Annotated in this window: 21 protein-coding genes and 1 tRNA gene; 5 read left to right on the plus strand and 17 right to left on the minus strand. The window is 68.6% G+C overall.

What is annotated here, in order from left to right; genetic code table 11:
• Positions 1–33: 33 nt before the first annotated feature.
• Genes ccmI through ccmA form a run of 9 tightly spaced genes read right to left on the minus strand, consistent with a single transcriptional unit; the run spans position 34 to position 6,814 of the window.
• Positions 34–1,218 (minus strand): c-type cytochrome biogenesis protein CcmI, encoded by a 1,185-nt coding sequence (gene ccmI, locus FSV73_RS17150; protein ID WP_145009048.1) that lies wholly within the window; start codon positions 1,216–1,218, stop codon positions 34–36.
• Positions 1,212–1,670 (minus strand): cytochrome c-type biogenesis protein, encoded by a 459-nt coding sequence (locus tag FSV73_RS17155; protein ID WP_145009049.1) that lies wholly within the window; start codon positions 1,668–1,670, stop codon positions 1,212–1,214. Before FSV73_RS17155 ends, ccmI begins: the two co-directional genes overlap by 7 nt.
• On the minus strand, positions 1,667–2,200 hold the full coding sequence (locus FSV73_RS17160) for a DsbE family thiol:disulfide interchange protein (RefSeq protein WP_145009050.1): 534 nt from the start codon (positions 2,198–2,200) through the stop codon (positions 1,667–1,669). The genes FSV73_RS17155 and FSV73_RS17160 overlap by 4 nt, the downstream gene beginning before the upstream one ends.
• Positions 2,201–4,162 carry a heme lyase CcmF/NrfE family subunit gene (locus tag FSV73_RS17165; RefSeq protein WP_145009051.1) on the minus strand — a complete coding sequence of 654 codons (1,962 nt, stop codon included), beginning with the start codon at positions 4,160–4,162 and terminating at the stop codon, positions 2,201–2,203. It lies immediately after the preceding gene.
• Positions 4,159–4,614 carry a cytochrome c maturation protein CcmE gene (gene ccmE / locus FSV73_RS17170; RefSeq protein WP_145009052.1) on the minus strand — a complete coding sequence of 152 codons (456 nt, stop codon included), beginning with the start codon at positions 4,612–4,614 and terminating at the stop codon, positions 4,159–4,161. Before ccmE ends, FSV73_RS17165 begins: the two co-directional genes overlap by 4 nt.
• On the minus strand, positions 4,611–4,787 hold the full coding sequence (gene ccmD / locus FSV73_RS17175) for a heme exporter protein CcmD (RefSeq protein WP_145009053.1): 177 nt from the start codon (positions 4,785–4,787) through the stop codon (positions 4,611–4,613). The genes ccmE and ccmD overlap by 4 nt, the downstream gene beginning before the upstream one ends.
• Positions 4,784–5,530 carry a heme ABC transporter permease gene (locus tag FSV73_RS17180; protein WP_145009054.1) on the minus strand — a complete coding sequence of 249 codons (747 nt, stop codon included), beginning with the start codon at positions 5,528–5,530 and terminating at the stop codon, positions 4,784–4,786. The genes ccmD and FSV73_RS17180 overlap by 4 nt, the downstream gene beginning before the upstream one ends.
• Before the next feature lie 10 nt (positions 5,531–5,540).
• A complete protein-coding gene (ccmB, locus tag FSV73_RS17185; protein ID WP_145009055.1) occupies positions 5,541–6,212 on the minus strand; it encodes a heme exporter protein CcmB in 672 nt (223 codons plus the stop codon).
• Positions 6,209–6,814, minus strand: a complete 606-nt coding sequence (gene ccmA / locus FSV73_RS17190) for a cytochrome c biogenesis heme-transporting ATPase CcmA (protein ID WP_145009056.1) — start codon at positions 6,812–6,814, stop codon at positions 6,209–6,211. The genes ccmB and ccmA overlap by 4 nt, the downstream gene beginning before the upstream one ends.
• Before the next feature lie 108 nt (positions 6,815–6,922).
• On the opposite strand from ccmA, the gene FSV73_RS17195 reads away from it, so the two are divergent.
• Both FSV73_RS17195 and FSV73_RS17200 read left to right on the plus strand, forming a co-directional pair.
• Complete coding sequence (locus FSV73_RS17195; RefSeq protein ID WP_145009057.1) at positions 6,923–8,494, plus strand: flagellar hook-length control protein FliK; 1,572 nt, start codon at positions 6,923–6,925, stop codon at positions 8,492–8,494.
• Positions 8,491–8,805: an EscU/YscU/HrcU family type III secretion system export apparatus switch protein gene (locus FSV73_RS17200; protein ID WP_058785280.1), complete on the plus strand. Its 315-nt coding sequence runs from the start codon at positions 8,491–8,493 to the stop codon at positions 8,803–8,805. The genes FSV73_RS17195 and FSV73_RS17200 overlap by 4 nt, the downstream gene beginning before the upstream one ends.
• A 590-nt stretch (positions 8,806–9,395) precedes the next feature.
• Here the strand turns inward: FSV73_RS17200 and mazG are convergent.
• From mazG to FSV73_RS17225, 5 genes are all read right to left on the minus strand, one after another.
• Positions 9,396–10,241: a nucleoside triphosphate pyrophosphohydrolase gene (gene mazG / locus FSV73_RS17205; RefSeq protein WP_145009058.1), complete on the minus strand. Its 846-nt coding sequence runs from the start codon at positions 10,239–10,241 to the stop codon at positions 9,396–9,398.
• Between the two features lie 69 nt (positions 10,242–10,310).
• Positions 10,311–12,551, minus strand: coding sequence for a GTP diphosphokinase (relA, locus tag FSV73_RS17210; protein WP_145009059.1), 2,241 nt, complete (start codon positions 12,549–12,551; stop codon positions 10,311–10,313).
• 63 nt (positions 12,552–12,614) lie between these two features.
• Positions 12,615–13,979 (minus strand): 23S rRNA (uracil(1939)-C(5))-methyltransferase RlmD, encoded by a 1,365-nt coding sequence (gene rlmD / locus FSV73_RS17215; RefSeq protein ID WP_145009060.1) that lies wholly within the window; start codon positions 13,977–13,979, stop codon positions 12,615–12,617.
• Positions 13,966–14,865 carry a cysteine synthase CysM gene (gene cysM, locus FSV73_RS17220; RefSeq protein ID WP_145009061.1) on the minus strand — a complete coding sequence of 300 codons (900 nt, stop codon included), beginning with the start codon at positions 14,863–14,865 and terminating at the stop codon, positions 13,966–13,968. Before cysM ends, rlmD begins: the two co-directional genes overlap by 14 nt.
• A gap of 80 nt (positions 14,866–14,945) precedes the next feature.
• Complete coding sequence (locus FSV73_RS17225; protein ID WP_186309263.1) at positions 14,946–15,836, minus strand: alpha/beta hydrolase; 891 nt, start codon at positions 15,834–15,836, stop codon at positions 14,946–14,948.
• A gap of 210 nt (positions 15,837–16,046) precedes the next feature.
• Here FSV73_RS17225 and FSV73_RS17230 point away from each other — a divergent pair, with 210 nt between their 5' ends.
• Positions 16,047–18,815: an ATP-binding protein gene (locus tag FSV73_RS17230; protein WP_145009062.1), complete on the plus strand. Its 2,769-nt coding sequence runs from the start codon at positions 16,047–16,049 to the stop codon at positions 18,813–18,815.
• 7 nt (positions 18,816–18,822) lie between these two features.
• Here FSV73_RS17230 and dinB read toward each other — a convergent pair whose 3' ends face one another.
• The 3 genes from dinB to FSV73_RS17245 form a co-directional block, all read right to left on the minus strand.
• Complete coding sequence (dinB, locus tag FSV73_RS17235) at positions 18,823–19,920, minus strand: DNA polymerase IV (RefSeq protein WP_145009063.1); 1,098 nt, start codon at positions 19,918–19,920, stop codon at positions 18,823–18,825.
• 93 nt (positions 19,921–20,013) lie between these two features.
• Entirely contained in the window at positions 20,014–20,247 is a 234-nt protein-coding gene (locus FSV73_RS17240; protein WP_145009064.1) for a hypothetical protein, read from the minus strand.
• 32 nt (positions 20,248–20,279) lie between these two features.
• A complete protein-coding gene (locus tag FSV73_RS17245; protein ID WP_145009065.1) occupies positions 20,280–20,591 on the minus strand; it encodes a hypothetical protein in 312 nt (103 codons plus the stop codon).
• A gap of 170 nt (positions 20,592–20,761) precedes the next feature.
• Here FSV73_RS17245 and FSV73_RS25590 point away from each other — a divergent pair, with 170 nt between their 5' ends.
• Together FSV73_RS25590 and FSV73_RS17250 are read left to right on the plus strand one after the other, a co-directional pair.
• Positions 20,762–20,908 (plus strand): hypothetical protein, encoded by a 147-nt coding sequence (locus FSV73_RS25590; RefSeq protein WP_186309264.1) that lies wholly within the window; start codon positions 20,762–20,764, stop codon positions 20,906–20,908.
• 90 nt (positions 20,909–20,998) lie between these two features.
• Positions 20,999–21,075, plus strand: a tRNA-Met gene (locus FSV73_RS17250).
• Positions 21,076–21,108 lie beyond the last annotated feature (33 nt).

Consider the following 21,108-nt stretch of genomic DNA (forward strand, 5'->3'; position numbering starts at 1 on the left):
TTCCCTGCCCTTTGCTGTCGCTGAAATACGCCATCATGGCGCAATGGCATCACCCGCTTCCACGCGCAACGGACTGAGCGTGGCAGATGGCAGGTCGAGCGGACGCCCTTCGTGGCGCCACTCGCCCTTGAGCGGATCGCCACTGCGGGCGATGACCACCACCGGGCGCACCCGGCGCTGGTCCGACAGGCGGCGCTGGGGCAGCATGGCGTCGCGGTCGTCCAGCCGTACCCGCTGCGGCAGGTCGGCGACGCTCAGGCGCCGGACCGCCAGCGGCGGGCCGGCATCATCCGCCGCCAGCGCCAGGACGAAGACGCTGTCCGCCGGCCGTACGCGCTGGGCCACCGCCGGCGCCAGGCTGACCGCCACCTCCAGCCCTGGTTCGACCTCCGCCTGGCCCGCGGCCCGCGCGGCCGCCGTGGCCCGCGCCACACCCTCGGCGAGTGCCTGTCGCAGCGGATCCGCCGGTGGCAGGACCGCCATCAGCCGTTGCCAGTAGCCAGCCGCCGAGGCATAGCGCCCCTGCTCGTAGGCAGCCATGCCCAGCAGGCCCAGGGTGGTCGGCTCGCCAGGATTGGCGGCGAGCGCCTCGTCGGCCAGGGCCTGGGTCCCGGCATCCAGCCGGCGGCCGGCGGCGAAGAAGCGCGCCTGGGCCAGCTGGCCCAGCACCTCCGGCCGCCGACCGTCGCGCTGGATCACCTGTTCGAAAGCCGCCATTGCGTCCTGGTAGCGCCCCAGCCCGGCATAGGCGCGCGCGAGCAGGTACCAGTTGTCGGCGGCCTGGGGCTGCAGGCGCACCGCCGCCTGTAGATCGGCCAGCAGCGCCTGGGGTGACGACGGCGGCGCGGCGAGCCGCTGACTCAGCTGCACCGCCGGCCCGGCGCCCAGGGCCAGGTAGAGACCCAGGGTGAGCGCGGGTACCACGAGCACGGCGAGGATCCCCAGCCGCAGGCCACGCCGCGCGGGCAGCTCGGCGCCGACCGGACTGTCGGCCAGCAGGCTGCGCGCCGCGGCGGCCTCGGCCAACGCCAGGGCGGGGGCGTCCAGCTCGCCCCGCTCGGCACGGGCGCGGGCCTCGGCCAGGCGCTCCTCATAGAGCGCGCGATTGAGCAGCGCACGCCCATCAGCCGCGACCCGTCCGCCGCGCAGCAGGGGTACCAGCAGGATCAGCGCCGCCAGGATCAGCAGCAGCCCGGCCAGCCCCCAGAACGTCAGCATCGGGGCTCCTCCTCTGCCTGCAGCGCGGCCAGCCGCGCCCGCTCGGCGTCGCTCAAGCCCTGTTCCGGGCGGCGCCGACGGGTCAGGGCGACCAGCACCCCGGCGCCGCCCAGCAGGCCCACGCCCGGCAGCAGCCAGAGCAGCAGGGTGCGCCCCTCGAAGGGCGGGCGATAGCGAATGAATTCGCCGTAGCGCTGCTCCAGGTAGGCAATGATCTGCTCGTCGCTGCGCCCGGCCGCCAGTTGTCGCTGGATCTCCCGGCGCAGATCGCCGGCGATGGGCGCATTGGAGTCGGCCAGGTCCTGGTTCTGGCATTTGGGACAGCGCAACTCGCGGGTCAGGGCCTGGAAGCGCGCCCGTTCGGCGTCGTCGCGAAAATCCGCGGTGTCGATGGCCGCCCCCGCCAGGGCCGACCACAGCAACAGGGCGATGACGAGCCACCGGGCCTTCATGGCGCCACCCCCAGGGCACGGTAGCGCGGCCCGAGCTCGTCCGCCCAGACGCGCTGGTCGATCACGCCGACATGGCGGTAGCGCACCACGCCCTGGGCATCGATCAGGAAGGTCTCCGGCGCGCCGTAGACGCCCAGATCCAAGCCCAGCCGGCCGTCGTCATCGCGGATATCGAGCTGGTAGGGATCGTGGAATTCCGCCAGCCAGCGGCGGGCACTGGCGTTGTCGTCCTTGTAGTTGACCCCGTGGATGACCACACCCTGGGCCTTGAGTCGATTCAGCAGCGTATGCTCTTCGCGGCAGGCCACGCACCAGGTGCCCCAGACATTGACCAGCGCCGGCCGGCCGAGCAGGTCCTGACGGGTCAAGAGTCGCTCGTCCGCAACGCCCGGCAGGGAAAAGGCGGGAAAGGGCTGTCCCACCAGCGCCGAGGGCAGGACCTGGGGATCGCGGTGGAGGCCGCGATAGAGCACGCCGGCCAGCAGGAGGAAGGCCAGCAGGGGCAGGCAGAGCAACAGGCGACGGCGCATCTAGAGCGACTCCGCAGAGGAGGAAGGAGACACCCGCCGACGCTGGCGATACCGTGGATCGGCCAGCGCCAGCAGGCCGCCCAGGGCGGTGAGCAGGCCGCCGAGCCAGATCAGCCGGACGAAGGGCTTGATCTGCACCCGCACCGCCCAGGCCCCCGCGTCCAGCGGTTCGCCCAGGGCTACATAGAGATCGCGGGTCAGGCCGGCGTCGATGGCGGCCTCGGTCAGCACCGCGCCGCCGGCCAGGTAGCGGCGCTTTTCCGGCGTCAGCAAGGCCACCACCCGGCCCTCGCGCTCCACCTGCAGCAGGGCACGCTCGGCGGTAAAGTTCGGCCCCTCGTAGTGCTGGGTCCCGGCGAAGCCGAAGCGATAGCCGCCCAGTTCTACCTGTTCGCCCGGGGCCAGGCGCACGTCGCGCTGCACGTCCAGCTGGCTGGCCAGCACCACGCCGAGGGCCAGTAGCGCCAGGCCCAGGTGCGCCAGCTGCATGCCCCAGTAGCTGCGCGGCTGGCTACGCAGACCCCGGCGCCAGCCCAGCGTCGCGACCTTGCCCAGCACATCGCGCGAGGCGGTCAGCACGACCCAGGCCGCCAGCGCCAGCACCGCCAGGATCGTCGCCCTGGGCTGCTCCAGCCAGAGCGCGGCGAGTCCGGCCAGGGCCGCGCAGGCCAGCAGCAGCGGGGCCAGCAGCCTCGCCAGCCAACGCCCCGGGCTGGTCTTCCAGCGCACCAGCACCCCGACGCCCAGGGCCAGCATCAACAGCGCCATCAAGGGCACGAACAGCAGATCGAAATACGGTGGGCCGACCGACAGCTTGGCACCGGTGAGGCTATCGATGATCAGGGGATAGAGGGTACCCAGCAGCACCGTGGCGGCGGCGGTCACCAGGATCAGGTTGTTGATCAGCAGCAGCGCTTCGCGCGAGGCCAGGCCGAAGGACGCCGCGCCACCCAGAGCCGGGGCGCGCCAGGCGAACAGTGCCAGGGAGCCCCCCACCACCAGCAGCAGGAAGGCCAGGATGAAGACGCCGCGGGTCGGATCGCTGGCGAAGGCATGCACCGAGGTCAGCACGCCCGAGCGCACCAGGAAGGTACCCAGCAGGCTGAGGGAAAAGGCGGCGATGGCCAGCAGCACCGTCCAGCCCTTGAACAGGCCCCGTTTCTCAGTCACCGCCAGGGAGTGCAGCAACGCCGTGCCCACCAGCCAGGGCATGAAGGAGGCGTTCTCCACCGGGTCCCAGAACCACCAGCCGCCCCAGCCCAGTTCGTAATAGGCCCACCAGGAGCCCAGCACGATGCCGCAGCCGAGGAAGGCCCAGGCCAGCAGCGTCCAGGGCCGCGCCCAGCGGGCCCAGGCGGCGTCCAGGCGCCCTTCCAGCAGGGCCGCCAGGGCGAAGGCGAAGGCCACCGAGAAGCCGACGTAGCCCATGTAGAGCATGGGCGGATGGAGGATCAACCCCGGATCCTGCAGCAGGGGGTTGAGATCGTTGCCTTCGCGCGGGAATTGCGGCAGCAGGCGGGCGAAGGGATTGGAGGTGGCGACCAGGAAGGTGAGGAAGCCCAGGGCCACCAGTCCGAGGATGCCCAGCACCCGGGCGAGCAGCGCCTGGGGCAACTGGCGGGAACGGACCGCCACCGCCAGGCTCCAGGCCGACAGGGTCAAGGCCCAGAGCAGCAGCGACCCCTCGTGGGCGCCCCAGGTGGCGCTGACCTTGTAGTACCACGGCAGGCGGCTGTTGGAGTTGGCCGCCACGTAGGCCACCGAGAAGTCGTCGTGCAGGAAGGCCCAGACCAGGGCCGCGAAGGCCAGCGCCAGGAACAGGCACTGGCCCAGGGCGGCCGGTCGCGCCAGGCGCATCCAATCGGCCTGGCCGCGCCAGGCGCCGAGGAGCGGCAGCGTGCCCTGGACCAGGGCCATGGCCAGCGCCAGCAGCAGGCAGAGCTGCCCCAGTTCAGGAATCATGGCGCCGGCCTCGTGCCGTCCAGCGGCCGCCCCGCCTGGCGCAGCGCCTGGCTCACCTCGGGCGGCATGTATTTCTCGTCGTGCTTGGCCAGGATCTGGTCGGCCACCAGCCGACCCTGGTCATCCAGGCGGCCCAGCGCCACCACCCCCTGCCCTTCGCGGAACAGGTCCGGCAGGATGCCGGCATAGCTTACCCGCACCTCACGCTGGAAGTCGGTGATGACGAAGCTCACGGCGAGCGAATCCACGGCGCGCACCAGGCTGCCCTTTTCCACCATGCCGCCGGCGCGGATGCGAGTGTCGCGGGGCGCTTCGCCCTGGGCGATCTGGCTCGGGGTATAGAAGAGGTTGAGGTTCTGCTGCAAGGCGCTGAGGGCCAGCGCGGCGGCGCCGCCAACCCCGAGCAGCAGCAGCAGTACCCACAGCAACCGCCGGCGCCGGACCGGATTCATGGCCGCCGCTCCCGTCGCCAGCGCTGGCGCAGCTCGCGCTCCAGGCGACGGCGTGCCAGCCGGCCGTGCAGCAGCAGGCCGACGAGGATCGCCAGGCTCAGGCCGAAGGCCGGCCAGACATAGAGTCCGTAGCGTCCCATGCTCAGGGCCTGGGTCCAGTCCATCCCGCTCATGGCCGCTCCTCGCCCAACTCCGCCCGCACCCAGCGACTGCGCCACTCGCGCCGCAGCAGTTCCAGGCGCATCCGCTGCAACAGCAGCGCGGCGAAGAACAGATAGAAACCCAGCACCATGACCAGCAGCGGCAGCCACATGGCCGGCGGCATCGGCGGCCGTGCCACCAGGCTGAAGGTGGCCGGCTGGTGCAGGGTGCTCCACCACTCGACGGAATACTTGATGATCGGCAGGTTCACCGACCCGACCAGGGCCAGCAAGGCACAGGCACGGGCCGCGCTGTCTGGCTGGACGATGGCCTGCCCCAGGGCGATGACGCCCAGGTAGAGGAACAGCAGGACCAGCATCGAGGTGAGCCGCGCGTCCCAGATCCACCAAGTCCCCCAGGTGGGTATCCCCCACAGCGAGCCGGTCACCAGGGCGATCACCGTCATCCAGGCCCCGAGCGGCGCGGCCGCGCGCAGCGCCACGTCGGCCAGCTTGAGGCGCCAGACCAGGCCCACGGCGCCCGCGACCGCCAGCAGCAGGTAGCAGGATTGCGCCAGGAAGGCGGCCGGCACATGCACATAGAGGATGCGGAAGCTGTCGCCCTGCTGGTAGTCCGGCGGCGCCAGGAACAGCCCCCAGGCCAGGCCGACGGCGAGCAGCAGTCCGCCCAGCGCCAGGCAGGGGCGCTGCAGGCGTCCGGCCAGGCGATAGAAGATGGCGGGCGAGCCCAGGCGATGCAGCCAGGTCCAGTTCATGTCGTTCTCGTCATTGGGCGGCCCCGATGCGCAGGCCGGCGGCCACCGCGAGGGGCGCCAGGGTCAGGGCCAGCAGCGCCAGGCAGCCGAGCCAGAGCAGCAGCCCCGCCACCGGCAAGCCCTGGCTGGCCGCGTCCACGGCGCGGGTGCCGAGGATGAGGATGGGGATCTGCAAGGGCAGATTGAGCAGCGCCAGCAACAGGCCGCCACGGGCGAGGCCGACGGTGAGGGCCGCGCCTATGGCCCCGAGCAGGGTCAACGCCAGGCTGCCCAGCACCAGCGCCACCAGCATCGCCGGCAGGGCCGCCGCGGGTAGTCCGAGCATCAGCGCCAGCACGGGCGTCAGGGCCACCAGCGCCAGGCCGGCGAAGCACCAGTGCACCAGCAGCTTGAGCAGCACCAGCAGCGCCAGCGGCTGGGGCGCCAGCAGCCAGTGTTCGAGGGAGCCGTCCTGCCAGTCGCTGCGGAACAGCCCCTCCTGGCCCAGCAGCAAGGCCAGCAGCAGCGCGATCCATAGCAGGCCCGGGGCCAAGGTGGCCAGCTGGCGGCTGTCCGCCCCCAGGGCCAGGGGAAACAGGGTGACCACCAGGGCGTGGAAGGCCAGCGGCGTTAGCCACTGCGCCGGGCGGCGGCAAGCCAGCCGCCATTCACGGCCGAGGATGGCCAGGCAGGCGGCGCTCATCGGCCACCGTCCAGCGGCAGCCGGCGATGCCGCTCGGGCGCGCGGTCCAGCTCGCGATGACTGGTCAGCACCACGGCGCCGCCCCGGGCGCAGTGCGCCTGCAGCCGCTGCTCCAGGTGCTGGCAGGTCGCGGCGTCCAGGGCGGTGAAGGGTTCGTCCAGCAGCCAGAGCCGCGGCGCGTCCGCCAGGTAGAGGCGCGCCAGCGCGACCCGGCGGCGCTGCCCGGCGGACAGCTGGGCGCAGCGTTCGTCCGCCCAGTCGGCCAGGCCGACTGCCGCCAGGGCGTCGGCACAGGCCGCGGTCGTCGCTGGCCGTCCCAGGCTCGCCAGGGTATGGAGGTTTTCCCGGACGGTCAGTCCGTCGCTGATGCCGGGGGCGTGTCCGAGCCAGAGCAGCTCGGTCGCCACGGGCCGGCGAATCTCACCGGCGTCGTGCGGCAGCAGTCCCGCCAGGATCCGCAGCAGGCTGGTCTTGCCACTGCCATTGACCCCGCCGATCTGCAGCAGCTCGCCCGCCTGCACGCTCAGGTCCAGGCCGTCGAACAGCAGGCGGCCGCCCCGTTCGCAACGGAGCGCGACGGCGTCGAGCAGGGGCTGTTTCAAGACATGAGGTTCCACGGGCACTAAAGTCGATCCGGCAATGGCCGTTAACCCGGCACACGCCTCTAGAGGCGCGTCATTATACACAGGCGACTCTCCCGGACCTGCTCGATGACCTCCATCTCCGCGATCCAACCCAGCCCCGGCGTCACGCCCACCCTGCCCGTCCGGGCGGCGGCGTCGGCCGCGGACGCCGGCGCGCAGATCCTGCAGGCCCTGCAATCCCTCGACGACCTCATTCCGCCCGGTACCACGGCGACCGCCGAGGTGCTCGCCACCCGGCCGGCCGGCCAGAGCTTCCAGTTCCTGCTGCAACTGCAGCTGGCCCAGGGTGGCAGCGTGCTGCTCACCACCCAGAGCCCGACCAACAGCCTGCCGGTGGGCAGCCAGCTGCTGGTGAGCACCCTGGGCTCCACCCAGCTGGCCGTGCTGTTGCAGAGTCTGGATGGCGAGACGGCGCCCCCGCCCTTGCAGCAACTGGACCTGCGCCAGCTGCCCGTGGGCACCACCCTGCAACTGCGGGTGGTGAGCAACCAGCTGCAGCAAGGGGGTACCGCCCCCACCTACGCGGTGGTCGCCAAGGCCCTGACCTCCAGCCTCGAAGGTCGGCAGCTGCAGCTGGAGTCGCCGCGCCCGGTGCCGGTGGGCAGCCTGCTCACCGTGGTGATCAAGGACAGCCAGGAAGTCACGGTGCTGCCCATGGCGCAGCGCCTCGACCAGCTGGATATCGACCGCCAGCTGCAAGGCCAGGGCCAGCGACAGCTGTCGATGAACGCCCTGCTGCAGTGGCTGCAGGACGCCGTGCCCGAACAGGATCTGCCGCCGTCGGTGAGCTCCGCGCTCAAGGCGCTGCTGGGCAACCTGGCGGATACCGAGGCACTCACTACCCCGCAGGGCTGGACCCGCGCCCTCGCTCATAGCGGACTGCAACTGGAGCAGCAACTGCTGGAGCGCGACGCCCCCGACCTCCAGGAAGACTTCAAGGCCAATCTGCTGCGCCTGGTCGATCGCCTGCTGGCCAGCCTCCCGGAGGATGCGCTGCGCAATCCCCAGGTGGCGGCCCAGACCGCCCAGCAGAACCTGCCCGATGCCCTGCGGCGAGCCCTGGGCGGCGGCGCCAACACCGGTCGTCAGCCCACCGCCCTGGATTTTCCGCTGGGCGAACGCGATGGGCGCAGCCTCAGCGCGGCCAATGCCGAACTCGACGAATTGCTGCAGCTGGCCACCGGCGTCATCGCCCGGCTGCAGACCCACCAGCTCGCCAGCCTGGCGCAGACCCAGGTGCTGCCGGATGGCTACTACCTGTCGACCTGGCAGACCGAGATCCCCTGGCGCGACGGCGAGCGGCTGGGCGCGGTGCAGGTGCGCTTCCAGGAGGAGCGTCCGCCGCCGGATACCCAGGGTGAAACCCGCGAGAGCCTGTGGAAGGTGGAACTGGCCTTCGACCTGGCGCCACTCGGTCCGCTGCAGGTACGTGCCAAGCTCGCCAGCGGCCGGCTGTCGAGCGAATTCTGGGCGGAAAAAGGCGCCACCGCGCTGCTGATCGACACCGAACTGCCCCATCTGCGCGAGCGCCTGCTGGCCGCCGGCTTCGTGGTCGGCGACCTCAGCAGCCGCCAGGGCCGCCCGGCGCGCCATCCCCGGACCTCCCTCGAACAACGTTGGATCGACGAAACCGCATGAGCACCCCCGCCCCCCGCCAGGCCATCGCCCTGTCCTACGACGGCAGCAGCGCCCCCATCCTCTCCGCCAAAGGTGATGCCGAACTGGCCGAACTCATCCTGGCCACGGCGCGCGAGCACGAGGTGCCCATCTACGAGAACGCCGACCTGGTGCGCATCCTGGCCCGCCTGGAGCTCGGCTCGGAGATTCCCGAGGCGCTCTATCGCACCCTGGCGGAAATCATCGCCTTCGCCTGGCACCTCAAGGGCAAATGCCCGGCGCACCTGGCCGACCAGCCGGATCATTCGCCGGGCTGGGAACGGATGCCCTAGGGCCACCGCTCCGGAACCGGATGCCTCCAGGCGCCACCGTCCTGGGGTCATAAGCGCACAGCAAGCCCGCAGCGCCGTAGCGTGGAAAACGGCGCAGCCTTTTCCACCGGGACCTGGAACCACGGGTTGCCCTCACCCCAGCCCTCTCCCCAAGGGAGAGGGGGCTATCCGAGCAGACCTCTTCTCCCTCGGCACCGGCGAGATCGTGATCGTGATCGTGATCGTGATCGTGATCGTGATCAGTAAAGCGCCGCAGCGTGGAAAACGGCGCAGCCTTTTCCACCGGGACCTGGTACCAAGAGTTGCCCTCACCCCAGCCCTCTCCCCGAGGGAGAGGGCGCTATGCGAGCAGACTGTCTTTTCTCTCGGCACCGGCGAGATCGTGATCATTCAGCATCCCGCCCGTAGGAGCCTGTTCCACCGGGACCTGGTACCAAGAGTTCCCTCACCCCAGCCCTCTCCCCAAGGGAGAGGGGGCTATTCGAGCAGACCTCTTCTCCCTCGGCACCGGCGAGATCGCGATCAGTCAGCATCCCACCCGTAGGAGCGGCCCATGGCCGCGATCAGGCCATCAAGCCAGCGACATCGGCCTACCCCCGCTGCAACGAATGCCCGACGCTGCCCTTCTCTTCCACCTTGGCGGCGTCCCAGAGGGCATCCAGCTCTTCCAGGCTGGCGTCCTGGGGCGCGCGGCCCTGGGCGTGCAGTGCCTCCTCGATGAAGCGGAAGCGCCGCTCGAACTTGGCGTTGGCCTGGCGCAGGGCGTCTTCGGCATCGACGTGCAGGTGGCGCGCCAGGTTGACCATGACGAACAGCAGATCGCCCACCTCCTCCGCCACCTGGGCGGCCTGGCCGCTGGCCATGGCCTCGCGCACCTCGTCCAGCTCCTCCTGGATCTTGGCCACCACCGGCGTGGCATCGGCCCAGTCGAAACCGACCGTGGCGGCACGCTTCTGCAGCTTGGCCGCGCGACTCAGGGCCGGCAACGCGGCCGGTACGTCGTCCAGCAGCGACAGCTGTTCGGGCGCCGCCGATTTCTCCGCGCGCTCCTCGGCCTTGATCTCTTCCCAGCGCCGCTTGATGGTCGCCTCGTCGAGCCGCGGCAGGTCCAGCGGCCCGTGCAGATCACCATCGGGAAAGACATGGGGATGGCGCCGCACCAGCTTGCGGGTGATGGCGTCCACCACCTGGGCGAAGTCGAAGCGTCCCTCCTCGCGGCCCAGCTGGCTGTAGTACACCACCTGGAACAGCAGATCGCCCAGTTCGTCGCGCAGCTGCGGGAAGTCCCGCTTGGCGATGGCGTCGGCGACTTCGTAGGCCTCTTCAAGGGTATGGGGCACGATGCTGGCGTAGTCCTGGCGCAGGTCCCAGGGGCAACCGTGCTGGGGATCGCGCAGCCGGGCCATGAGGTGCAGCAGGTCGTCGAGCTGGTACATGGATGAATCCTGTCACGGGAAAAAGCACGAGGCGCCAGAGGCGCCTCGTGGTGGTCGTCGTCACGCCGCTCAGGCAGCGCGGTTACGCCGGGCTTCGATGATGTTGGGCAGCTGGGAGATGCGCCCGAGCAGCCGGCCCAGCGCGTCCAGACCGGGGATCTCGATGGTCAGCAGCATGTTGGCGGTGTTTTCCTCGCGATTGGAGCGGGTATTCACCGCCAGCACGTTGATCCGCTCGTTGAGCAGGATCTGCGAGACGTCGCGCAGCAGGCCGGAACGGTCGAAGGCCTTGATCAGGATGTCGACCGGATAGGTCTGCACCGGCACCGGGCCCCAGCTCACCTGGATGGTCCGTTCCGGCTCGCGGCTGGCCAGCTGCAGGGCATTGGCGCAATCCTGCCGGTGGATGGTCACGCCGCGGCCGAGGGTGATGTAGCCAACGATGGCGTCGCCCGGTACCGGCTGGCAGCAACCGGCGATCTGGGTGAGCAGGTTGCCGACACCCTGGATCTGCACGTCGCCACGCTTGCCCGGCTTGTTGGTCGGCTTGCGCGGGATGAGGTCGAGGGTATCGTTGCCCTTGTCCGGTTCCACCAGCTGCTGGGCGGCATGCATCACATGGGCCAGGCGCAGATCGCCCGCGCCCAGGGCCGCGAGCATGTCCTCGGCGCCCTTGTAGTTGACCTTCTCGGCGAGCTTGTCGAAATCCACCGGCGGCAGCGCCAGGCGCGACAGCTCGCGCTCGACCATGGCCTTGCCGGCGGCGACGTTCTGGTCACGAGCCTGGAACTTGAACCAATGGACGATCTTGGCCCGCGCCCGCGAGGTGTTGACGTAGCCGAGGTTCGGATTGAGCCAGTCGCGGCTGGGCGAGCCCTGCTTGCCGGTGATGATCTCCACCTGCTCGCCGGTCTGCAGCTGGTAGTTCAACGGCACGATGCGCCCGTTGATCTTGGCGCCACGGCAGTTGTGGCCGATCTCGGTGTGCACCCGGTAGGCGAAGTCCAGCGGCGTCGCGTCCTTGGGCAGGTCGATGGCATGGCCGTCGGGGGTGAAGACATAGACCCGGTCCGGCTCGATGTCGACCCGCAGCTGATCGGCCAGGCCGCCGATGTCGCCCAGCTCCTCGTGCCACTCCAGCACCTGGCGCAGCCAGGAGATCTTCTCTTCGTAGTGGTTGGACGCCGACTTGACGTCGGTGCCCTTGTAGCGCCAGTGGGCGCAGACGCCCAGCTCGGCCTCCTCGTGCATGGCATGGGTGCGGATCTGCACCTCCAGCACCTTGCCCTCCGGGCCGATCACCGCCGTGTGCAGGGACCGGTAGCCATTCTCCTTGGGATTGGCGATATAATCGTCGAACTCGCGGGGAATGTGCCGCCAGAGGGTATGCACGATGCCCAGCGCGGTGTAGCAGTCACGCACCTCGGGCACCAGCACTCGCACCGCCCGCACGTCGTAGATCTGGCTGAATTCCAGCCCCTTGCGCTGCATCTTCCGCCAGATGGAATAGATGTGCTTGGCCCGGCCGCTGAGGTCGGACTTGATGCCGGTGGCGGTGAGCTCGTCGCGCAGCTGGCGCATGACGTCGGCGATGTACTGCTCGCGATCCAGCCGCCGCTCGTGGAGCAAGGTGGCGATCTGCTTGTACTGCTGGGGCTCGAGGTAGCGGAAGGACAGGTCCTCCAGCTCCCACTTGATATGGCCGATACCCAGGCGATGGGCCAGGGGCGCATAGATGTCGGCGACCTCGCGGGCCACCCGGTTGCGGCGCTCCTCGGTGGCGTTCTTCACCGCGCGGATGGCGCAGGTGCGCTCGGCCAGCTTGATCAGGGCGACGCGCACGTCGTCGACCATGGCCACCAGCATGCGGCGGAGGTTGTCCACCTGGGTCTGGCTGCCCAGCACCATGGACTTGCGCGGATTGAGGCTTTCGCTGATCGCCGCCATGCGCAGCACGCCTTCGATCAGTTTGGCCACCACCGGCCCGAAATGCTCGGCCGCGGACTCCAGGGTCGCCTTGCCCTCGCGCACCGCCCGGTAGACGATGGCGGCGATCAGGCTGTCCTGGTCCAGCTTGAGGTCGGCGAGGATCTCCGCCATCTCGAGGCCGGTGTGGAAGCTGGAAGTGCCTTCCGCCCAGGTGTGCTCGATCTGCCCGGAGTTCTCTTCCGCCGTGCGGGCGAAGCCGCAGGCATCCAGCAAGGCCTCGCGATCGAGATTGGGATCCACGCTCTGGATATGATCCAGCCAGGCGTGGAGGTTGATGCTGCCATCGACGTTGACTGGCTGATGCGCTCTGACCTGTACCATCTACCCCTTCCTCACGGCGCAGCGTTCTCGCCGGATTGGCTCGCACTGGCTGGCGAGCCGTCGTTACCCGGGCATCCCGCCCGCTTCGAACAACACCATGGCTTCCACATGGGCGGTCTGCGGGAACATGTCGAGAATCCCCGCGCGTGTCATGCGATAGCCCTGTCGCACCAGCTCACCCGCATCCCGTGCCAGGGTGGCGGGGTTGCAGGAGACATAGACCAGTCGCCCTACCCCGAGCCCCTTGAGCTGCCGGACCACCTCCAGCGCGCCATCGCGCGGCGGATCCAGCAACGCCAGCGAATGGGCGCCCAGCTCGGCGGGCAGCGGGTTCGACAGGTTCACCTGTAGAAAGTGCGCGTTGCCGATGCCGTTGTCACGTGCATTTTGTATTGCCCGTGATGTCATCGCCGCTACCCCCTCGATGCCGGTGACGGTCCGTGCCTGACGCGCCAGCGGCAGGGCGAAGTTGCCCAGGCCGGAGAACAGGTCGAGGACGTGATCGTCGGCGGTCGCCGCCAGCCAGTCCAGCGCCTGGGCGACCATGGCCTCGTTGATGGGCGCATTGACCTGGACGAAGTCGCCCGGCCGGTAGGCGAGCGTCAGCCCCCAGGGCGCCAGTCGATAGCCCAGCGCCGTGTCCGCCTGGTCCGGCGCGGGCTCGCCCTTGCCCTGCCACCAGAGCTGGACCTGTCCGGCCGCGCAGAAGGCGCGCAGCCGGGCCTGGTCCGCGGGCAGCAAGGCCTGGGTATGGCGCACCAGCAGGGCCGTCGCCGTGCCCTGGAAGAGTTCGACGTGACCGATGGCCTGGGGCCGCTCAAGTCCGCCCAGCAGCTCCGGCAGCGCCCGCAGCAACAGCTGCAGCTCGGGCACCAGCACCAGGCACTCATCCGGGGTGACGATGTCCTGGCTGGCCTCGGCGCGAAAGCCCACCTCCAGCCGGGCCTGGCGTTCGTCCCAGCGCACCGCGATGCGGGCCCGCCGGCGATAGCCGAACTCGGGGCCGACCAGGGGCGCGGCCCAGGCCAGCGGCTGGACGCCGGCCAGGCGCTGGAACTGCTCCGCCAGCGCCTGCTGCTTGAGGGTCAACTGGTCGCCATGGGGCAGGTGCTGCAGGGTGCAACCCCCGCAGCGGTCGGCCACCGTGCAGGGCGGCGGACGGCGCAGCGGACTGGCCTCCAGCACCTTCAGGGTGCGCGCCTCCACCACCTGGCTGCGGGCACCGAGTACCCGCGCCTCGACCCGCTCGCCGGGCAGCGCGCCGGCGACGAACCAGGTCCGCCCGCCTTCGTAGCCGATGCCGCGGCCATCGTTGGCCAGCCGCTCGATGCCCAGCACCTGGCGCTTGCCGGTCGGTACCGCGGCCGCACGGGCGCCACCGGCGGGTTGGAAGCGCAGCCCGCCGCCGCCTCGCTTAGCGCGGGTCATAGACGCCGGTCGACAGGTAGCGATCGCCACGGTCGCAGATGATGGCGACGATCACCGCATCGTCCACTTCCCGGGCGATGCGCAGGGCGCCCGCCACCGAACCGCCGGAAGAGACACCACAGAAGATGCCTTCCTCGCGCGCCAGGCGGCGCATGGTGTCCTCGGCCTCCTGCTGGGACATGTCGATGATGCGATCCACGCGGCTGGCCTCGTAGATCTTCGGCAGGTAGGCCTCCGGCCAGCGGCGGATGCCGGGAATGGCAGCCCCCTCCTCCGGCTGCAGACCGACGATCTGCACCTTGGGATTCTGCTCCTTGAGGTAGCGCGAGGTGCCCATGATGGTCCCGGTGGTGCCCATGGAGCTGACGAAATGGGTGATGCTGCCGTGGGTCTGGCGCCAGATTTCCGGCCCGGTACCCAGGTAGTGGGCGACGGGATTATCGCCATTGCCGAACTGGTCGAGCACCTTGCCGCGGCCTTCGGCCTGCATCCGGGTGGCCAGGTCGCGCGCCCCTTCCATGCCCTCTTCTTTGCTGACCAGGATGAGCTCGGCGCCATAGGCGGTCATGGCCGCCTTGCGTTCGGCACTGGAGTTGTCGGGCATGATCAGGATCATGCGGTAGCCCATGATGGCGGCGGCCATGGCCAGGGCGATCCCGGTGTTGCCGGAGGTGGCCTCGATGAGGGTATCCCCGGGCTGGATGTCGCCGCGGGCCTCGGCCTGGCGGATCATCGACAGCGCTGGCCGGTCCTTCACCGAGCCGGCCGGGTTGTTGCCTTCCAGCTTGAGCAGCACGGTACTGCGGGTGTCGCCGGCCAGGCGCTGCAGGCGCACCAGCGGCGTGTTACCGATGCAATCGGCGATGGTGGGATAGTGCAGACTCATGGATCAGCTCGTTCCGCCAGGGGTGAAAGCCTTCCATGATACCCCCAAACCCGCGCTGACCCTACCCGTCCGGCGCCGCCCTAGGGTCGAGCCGGGGGCACGCCGTCGCTGGCGACCTCCAGGGCGGTGGGCAGACTCAGCGACAGGATGGCTTCCGGCCCCAGGTTGGGCCGCACCTGGGGTGTCACCTGCAGGCCCGGCAGACTCGCCAGGCGCTCCGCCAGGCGGGCGGGAGCATCGGCCGCCACCTTGCGGGTCAGGTCCTCGCTGCCGGAGAACAGCCAGAGCTGCACCGGGCGCGCGCCGCCGACCCCCTGGAAATCCTGGGCCCGCTTGAGGATATGGCCCTGCTGCCAGCCATAGGCTACGTCGCTCGCCACATAGCGCTGGAAGGCCTGGGGCTGGCGGTAAAGGGTATCGAGCACGAACAGCCCGCCGTAGCCATGCCCCCAGAGGGTCTGGCGGTTGGGATCGACTGGCACGCTCTGGGTCAGCAGCGGCTTGATGCGCTGCTCGATCAGCTCGAGAAAGGCCCGCGAGCCACCGGCCGGCCAATCCTTGCGCACATCGTCGCGGCTGCGCCCGCCATTGAGTGCCGGGGTGTAGTCGTAGGTGCGCTCCTGCATGGCGTCGGCCGCATCGGCATAACCGATGGCCACCAGCACCGGCGGACTCTTCAGCTTGTGGGGGGACAGCCAGACATCCTGGAGTTGCGCCAGGGCCGCATCGCCATCGAGCAGGAACAGCGCGGGATAGCCCATCATCGGCGCCGGCTGCTTGGGAATGCCGATATAGACCCGATAGCGGCGCTTGCCATCCGCTGAGTCGAGCAGGTGCGTCTCGAAGCTGTAGTACATCGACCCGCGCTCCACCAGGGTGCTCTTCTTCGGCTCCTGGGCCTGGGTCGGCGCCATCCAGCCGGTGCCCAGCAACAGGGCGCCCGCCAGCATCAGACTGCAACTCTTCTTCAAAGGATCTCCTCGAACGAACCGTACCGGAGCGACCGGCAATCCCTACCAGACCACCTTCCGGGACGTTGGTTGTGCACCCCGGACTCGCGCCGTGGCATCGTTCGCGAATTTTCGCGGATCGGCGAACCAGGGGGTGCGACCCCTTTCGCAAAGACTCTCTTTACATTTGGTAAAGGCGTTAGACTCGCCAATTTCCCTGGGGGACGAGTAGTGCTGGACGAATTGGGACTCAAGGGGCGCATCCTGCTGTTGAGCGTCCTCCCGACCTGCTGCATGGCGGCCCTGCTGGGGGTCTACTTCAGCTGGGTTCAGCTGTCGGACATGCGCAGCCAGTTGATCGAGCACGGCCAGCTGGTGGCCCAGCAGATGGCCCCACTGATCGCCCCGGCCATGCGCACCGGCGACAACGACCAACTCAACCGCATCGCCCAGCGCGCCCTGGACCAGGCCGACGTGCGCGCCATCAGCTTCCTCGACGCCGACGGCAACGTCCTCGCCCATGCCGGTCCTTCGATGACCCTGGAGCTCAGCGGCGGCGACTTCCAGACCATCAGCATGAGATCCGGCCTGGATATCACCCACTTCAATCTGCCGGTGCAGACCCACGACCTGCGCCTGACCCGCAGCGACGGCAGTCCGGCGACGCCCCAGACCCTGGGCTGGATCCAACTCGAACTCTCGCACCACGCCACCCTGCTGCGCGGCTACCGCAACCTGGTCGCCGGGCTGCTGCTGATCCTGCTCGGCCTGGCCTTCACCGCCTTCGTCGCGGTGCGCATGGGCCGGCGCATCAACCGGCCGCTGCAGGTGATCGCCCAGGGCGTCGGCCAGTTGCAGGAAGGCCGCCTGGAAACGCGGCTGCCGACCCAGCTCGGCAGTCCCGAGTTCGACGAACTGGCGACCGGCATCAATCGCATGGCCGAGGCCATGGAAAATGCCCAGTTCGAGATGCAGAACAACATCGACCAGGCCACCGAAGACGTGCGCCAGAATCTGGAAACCATCGAGATCCAGAACATCGAACTCGACCTGGCGCGCAAGGCGGCGCTGGAAGCCAGCCGCATCAAGTCGGAATTCCTGGCCAACATGAGCCACGAGATCCGCACCCCGCTCAACGGCATCATCGGCTTCACCAACCTGATGCAGAAGAGCGAGCTGACCCCGCGCCAGCAGGATTACCTGAGCACCATCCAGAATTCTGCGGAAAGCCTGCTGGGCATCATCAACGAGATCCTCGACTTCTCGAAGATCGAAGCCGGCAAGCTGGTGCTGGAGAACCTGCCGTTCAACCTGCGCGACATGATCCAGGACACCCTGACCATCCTGGCGCCCTCGGCCCACGAGAAGCACCTGGAACTGGTCTGCCTGGTCTATCGCGACACCCCGACCCACCTGGTCGGCGACCCCCAGCGGCTGCGCCAGGTCCTCACCAACCTGGTGAGCAACGCCATCAAGTTCACCCATTCCGGCACCATCGCCGTGCGCGCCATGGTCGAGGAAGAGACCGACGACCATGCGCAGCTGCGCATCAGCGTCCAGGACACTGGGGTCGGCCTGACCGAAGAAGACCGGCAGATGCTGTTCCAGGCCTTTTCCCAGGCCGACAACTCCCTGACCCGCCAGGCCGGCGGCACCGGTCTCGGCCTGGTCATCTCCAAGCGCCTGATCGAACAGATGGGGGGCGAGATCGGCCTGGAAAGCATTCCGGGGGAAGGCTCGGAATTCTGGATCACCCTCAACCTGCCCAAGGCCCACGGCAGCGTCGAGAACCACAAGCGCATCGCCCTGGCCGGCCGTCGCGTCGGCCTGATGGAGCCGCACCCCCTCACCCGCCAGGCCATGCAGCACCAGCTCGAGGAATGCGGCCTGAGCGTCGAGCTGTTCGAGACCCTCGAGCAGCTCAGCGAGGCGGTCGCCCATCCCGCCTCCGGCAAGTTGCCGGTGAGCCTGGCGGTGCTCGGCGTGAGCGCGCGCAGCATCCCGCCGGACCTGCTCACCGAACGCATCTGGGAGCTGGGCCGCCAGGACTGCAATGCCCTGGTCTATTGCCCGACCACCGACCAGGCGGTCTTCCATGCCTCCCTGCCCGACGTCCATTGCCAGCTGCATGCCAAGCCAGCCTGCAGCCGCAAGCTGGAGCAGGCGGTGGCCGAGTTGCTCAATCAGCGCCCGCAACGCAATGAAAGCGGCGGCCTGGGCATCACCGACCGCCCGCCCCGACTGCTCTGCGTGGACGACAACCCGGCCAACCTGCTGCTGGTGGAGACCCTGCTGACCGACCTGGGCGCCCAGGTCACCGCCGTGGACAGCGGCTATGCTGCCGTGGAAGCGGTCCAGCAGGAGCGCTTCGACCTGGTGTTCATGGATGTGCAGATGCCCGGCATGGATGGCCGCCAGGCCACCGAGGCGATCCGCGACTGGGAAACCAGCGAAGGCGGCACGCCGGTGCCCATCGTCGCCCTCACCGCCCACGCCATGGCCAACGAGAAACGTGCCCTGCTGCAGAGCGGCATGGACGACTACCTGACCAAGCCCATCAGCGACCGGCAGCTGGCCCAGGTCATCCTCAAGTGGACCGGCCTGCGGCTGCTGCACAGCTCGGCACCCGAGGTCGCCAGCCTCAACAGCGGCGGCCAGGACATCTCCACCCTGCCGGTGATGGACCAGGACGAGGGACTGCGCCTCGCGGCCAACAAGCCGGACCTGGCCAAGGACCTGCTGAGCATGCTGCTCGCCTCCCTGGCGGCGGACCGCCAGGCCATCCGCCAGGCCCGCGAGGACGGCGACCGCATCGCGCTCATCGAGCGAGTGCACCGCCTGCACGGGGCCACCCGCTATTGCGGCGTGCCCCAGCTGCGCGCCGCCTGCCAGCACAGCGAGACCCTGCTCAAGCAGGGCGCGCCCACCTCCAGCCCGGCGCTGGACGAACTGGACGCGGCCATCGTCAACCTCTCGACCCAGGCCAAGAGCCCGCTGTGAGCGGGCGCTAGTCCTCGAACAGCCGCAGCTGCAGCGCCGCGTCGCGCAGATCGGTCAGGCGCACGCCCACGCCGAGCAAGCGGACCGGTCGGTTGCCGCGGCGATAGGCCTGCTCCAACAGGCGGCGATAGCTGTCGAGGTCGCGTCCGGCGCCCTGCTGCTCGAGGGTCGTCTGGGTGAAGTCGTGGAACTTGACCTTGATGAAGGGCCGCTCCGGACGATAACGATCGGCCAGCCGGGTCAGTCGCTCCTCGAGCTTGGCCAGCAATTCGGGCAATTCCTTCACGCAGGCCGCCGCGTCGGGCAGGTCGCGATCGTAGGTGCGCTCGACGCTGGCCGACTGCCGCTGGCTGTCCACCTTGACCTGACGCTCGTCGATCCCCTGGGCCAGGGACCACAGCCGCTCGCCGAAGCTGCCGAATTCGCGCAGCAGGTCGAAGCGCGACCAGGCCTGCAGATCGCTGCAGCGAACGATTCCGCGCCGCTTGAGCTTGTCCGCGGTGACCTTGCCCACCCCGTGCAGCTTGGCCACCGGCAACTCGGCGACGAAATCGGCGACCTCGTGGGGCGCGATGACGAACAGGCCATTGGGTTTCTTCCAGTCGCTGGCGATCTTGGCGAGGAACTTGTTCGGTGCCACCCCGGCGGACACGGTGATGTTCAGCTCTTCCCAGACCCGGCGGCGGATATCCCGGGCGATCAGGGTGGCGCTGCCATTGAACAGCTCGCAGCGGGTAACGTCCAGGTAGGCCTCGTCCAGGGACAGTGGCTCGATCAGCTCGGTGTAGTCCTGGAAGATCCCGTGGATCTGCCGCGAGACCTCCTTGTAGACGTCGAAGCGCGGCTTGACGAAGACCAGGTCGGGACAGAGCTTCTGCGCCTGGTGCGACGACATCGCGGAGCGCACGCCAAAGGCCCGCGCCTCGTAGTTGCAGGTGGCGACCACCCCGCGCCGATCGGGCGTGCCCCCTACCGCCAGCGGCTTGCCACCCAGGCGCGGGTCGTCACGCATCTCGATGGACGCATAGAAGCAGTCACAGTCGACATGGATGATCTTGCGCTGTGGCTGGGGAGGCAGTTGGGCGGGAACGGTGTCCGGAGCCATGGAGGAAGATGCCGGGCCGGGCAGTGTGGCTGATTATCCGTACAGTAAGCCAAGCTCACCCGGATTTGTCCACGGTGGGCGACGAATCGACCGTTAACCCACGTCCTGCAACAGCCGCTGCCGATAGACGACCTCTTCGCGCAACTCATCGACCACGGCCTTGAGGTCATGGGCGTGATGCAGCTGGTCGTAATAGAGGTCGCGTTCCGCGATGACGCCGTCCGGGGTGGTCACCATCAACCGCGCGAAATGCTCGCTGCGCTCGAGGAACTCGATACGGCCCAGGCCCTGGAGGTGATGGAGCAAGGTTTCCAGCAGGAGATTCATGGCGAACCCTCGGACTTTCCTGGTCAAGCGGCTCAGTCGCGCTGCCCATCGTCGAAAGGAGCACTCTCGTCGCCGGCGATGACGCTCAGATCCTCTGGCTGGCCGGATCGAACATGGCGGGAGGTGGTATCCAGCAGCTCCTGCGCGGCGGCGTGGAGCGTCTTCATGTCGTCGACGAGCAATTCGACTTTCTGCACGACCTTAAGTGCCATCTCGGTGGCACCGTTGGCACTGCTACCGGTCAGCGCCAGCGAAAGATTGCACAACTGGGCGACGAGCGCCGCCACATCCTGTTCCATCACGCGCATGATGCGCTGATCCAGACCGTTCGAATCCTGGTGCATGGGAGTTCTCCGTAACGCACCAAGGATAGCACATGGCCATTATTCGCTCAGCAGCGAAGCGGCATTTTGCTATCACCGTCTCATTTGGCCGCAAGCGGCTCCCGTCGGGTCGGCGGACCCTTTTCCCCGACCCCGGGGTCGACAGATGACGTACATCTAGGAGACCCCTCATGAAACGCCCTCTACTCCTGTCCGCCGCCCTCCTCGCCACCCTCGTGCTCGGCGGCTGCTTCGATCGCGACCAATCGGATCAGCAGAATCGCTCCAGCGGGGAAAAGGCTTCGGTACAGATGCAAAAAAGTGACGGTGACAAATGACGTCATCCCGCCCTGACCAAATAAGCCTTTGAAGAATATTAAATTTTTCTTGACGATTTTTTTCTCGGCCCTATACTGGGCCCCATCGGACGCGGGATGGAGCAGTCTGGTAGCTCGTCGGGCTCATAACCCGAAGGTCGTTGGTTCAAATCCAGCTCCCGCAACCAAATTCGAAAAAACCACTCTCTTGAGTGGTTTTT

This window comes from Pseudomonas oryzihabitans (assembly GCF_007665395.1).
Taxonomy (GTDB): domain Bacteria; phylum Pseudomonadota; class Gammaproteobacteria; order Pseudomonadales; family Pseudomonadaceae; genus Chryseomonas; species Chryseomonas psychrotolerans_C.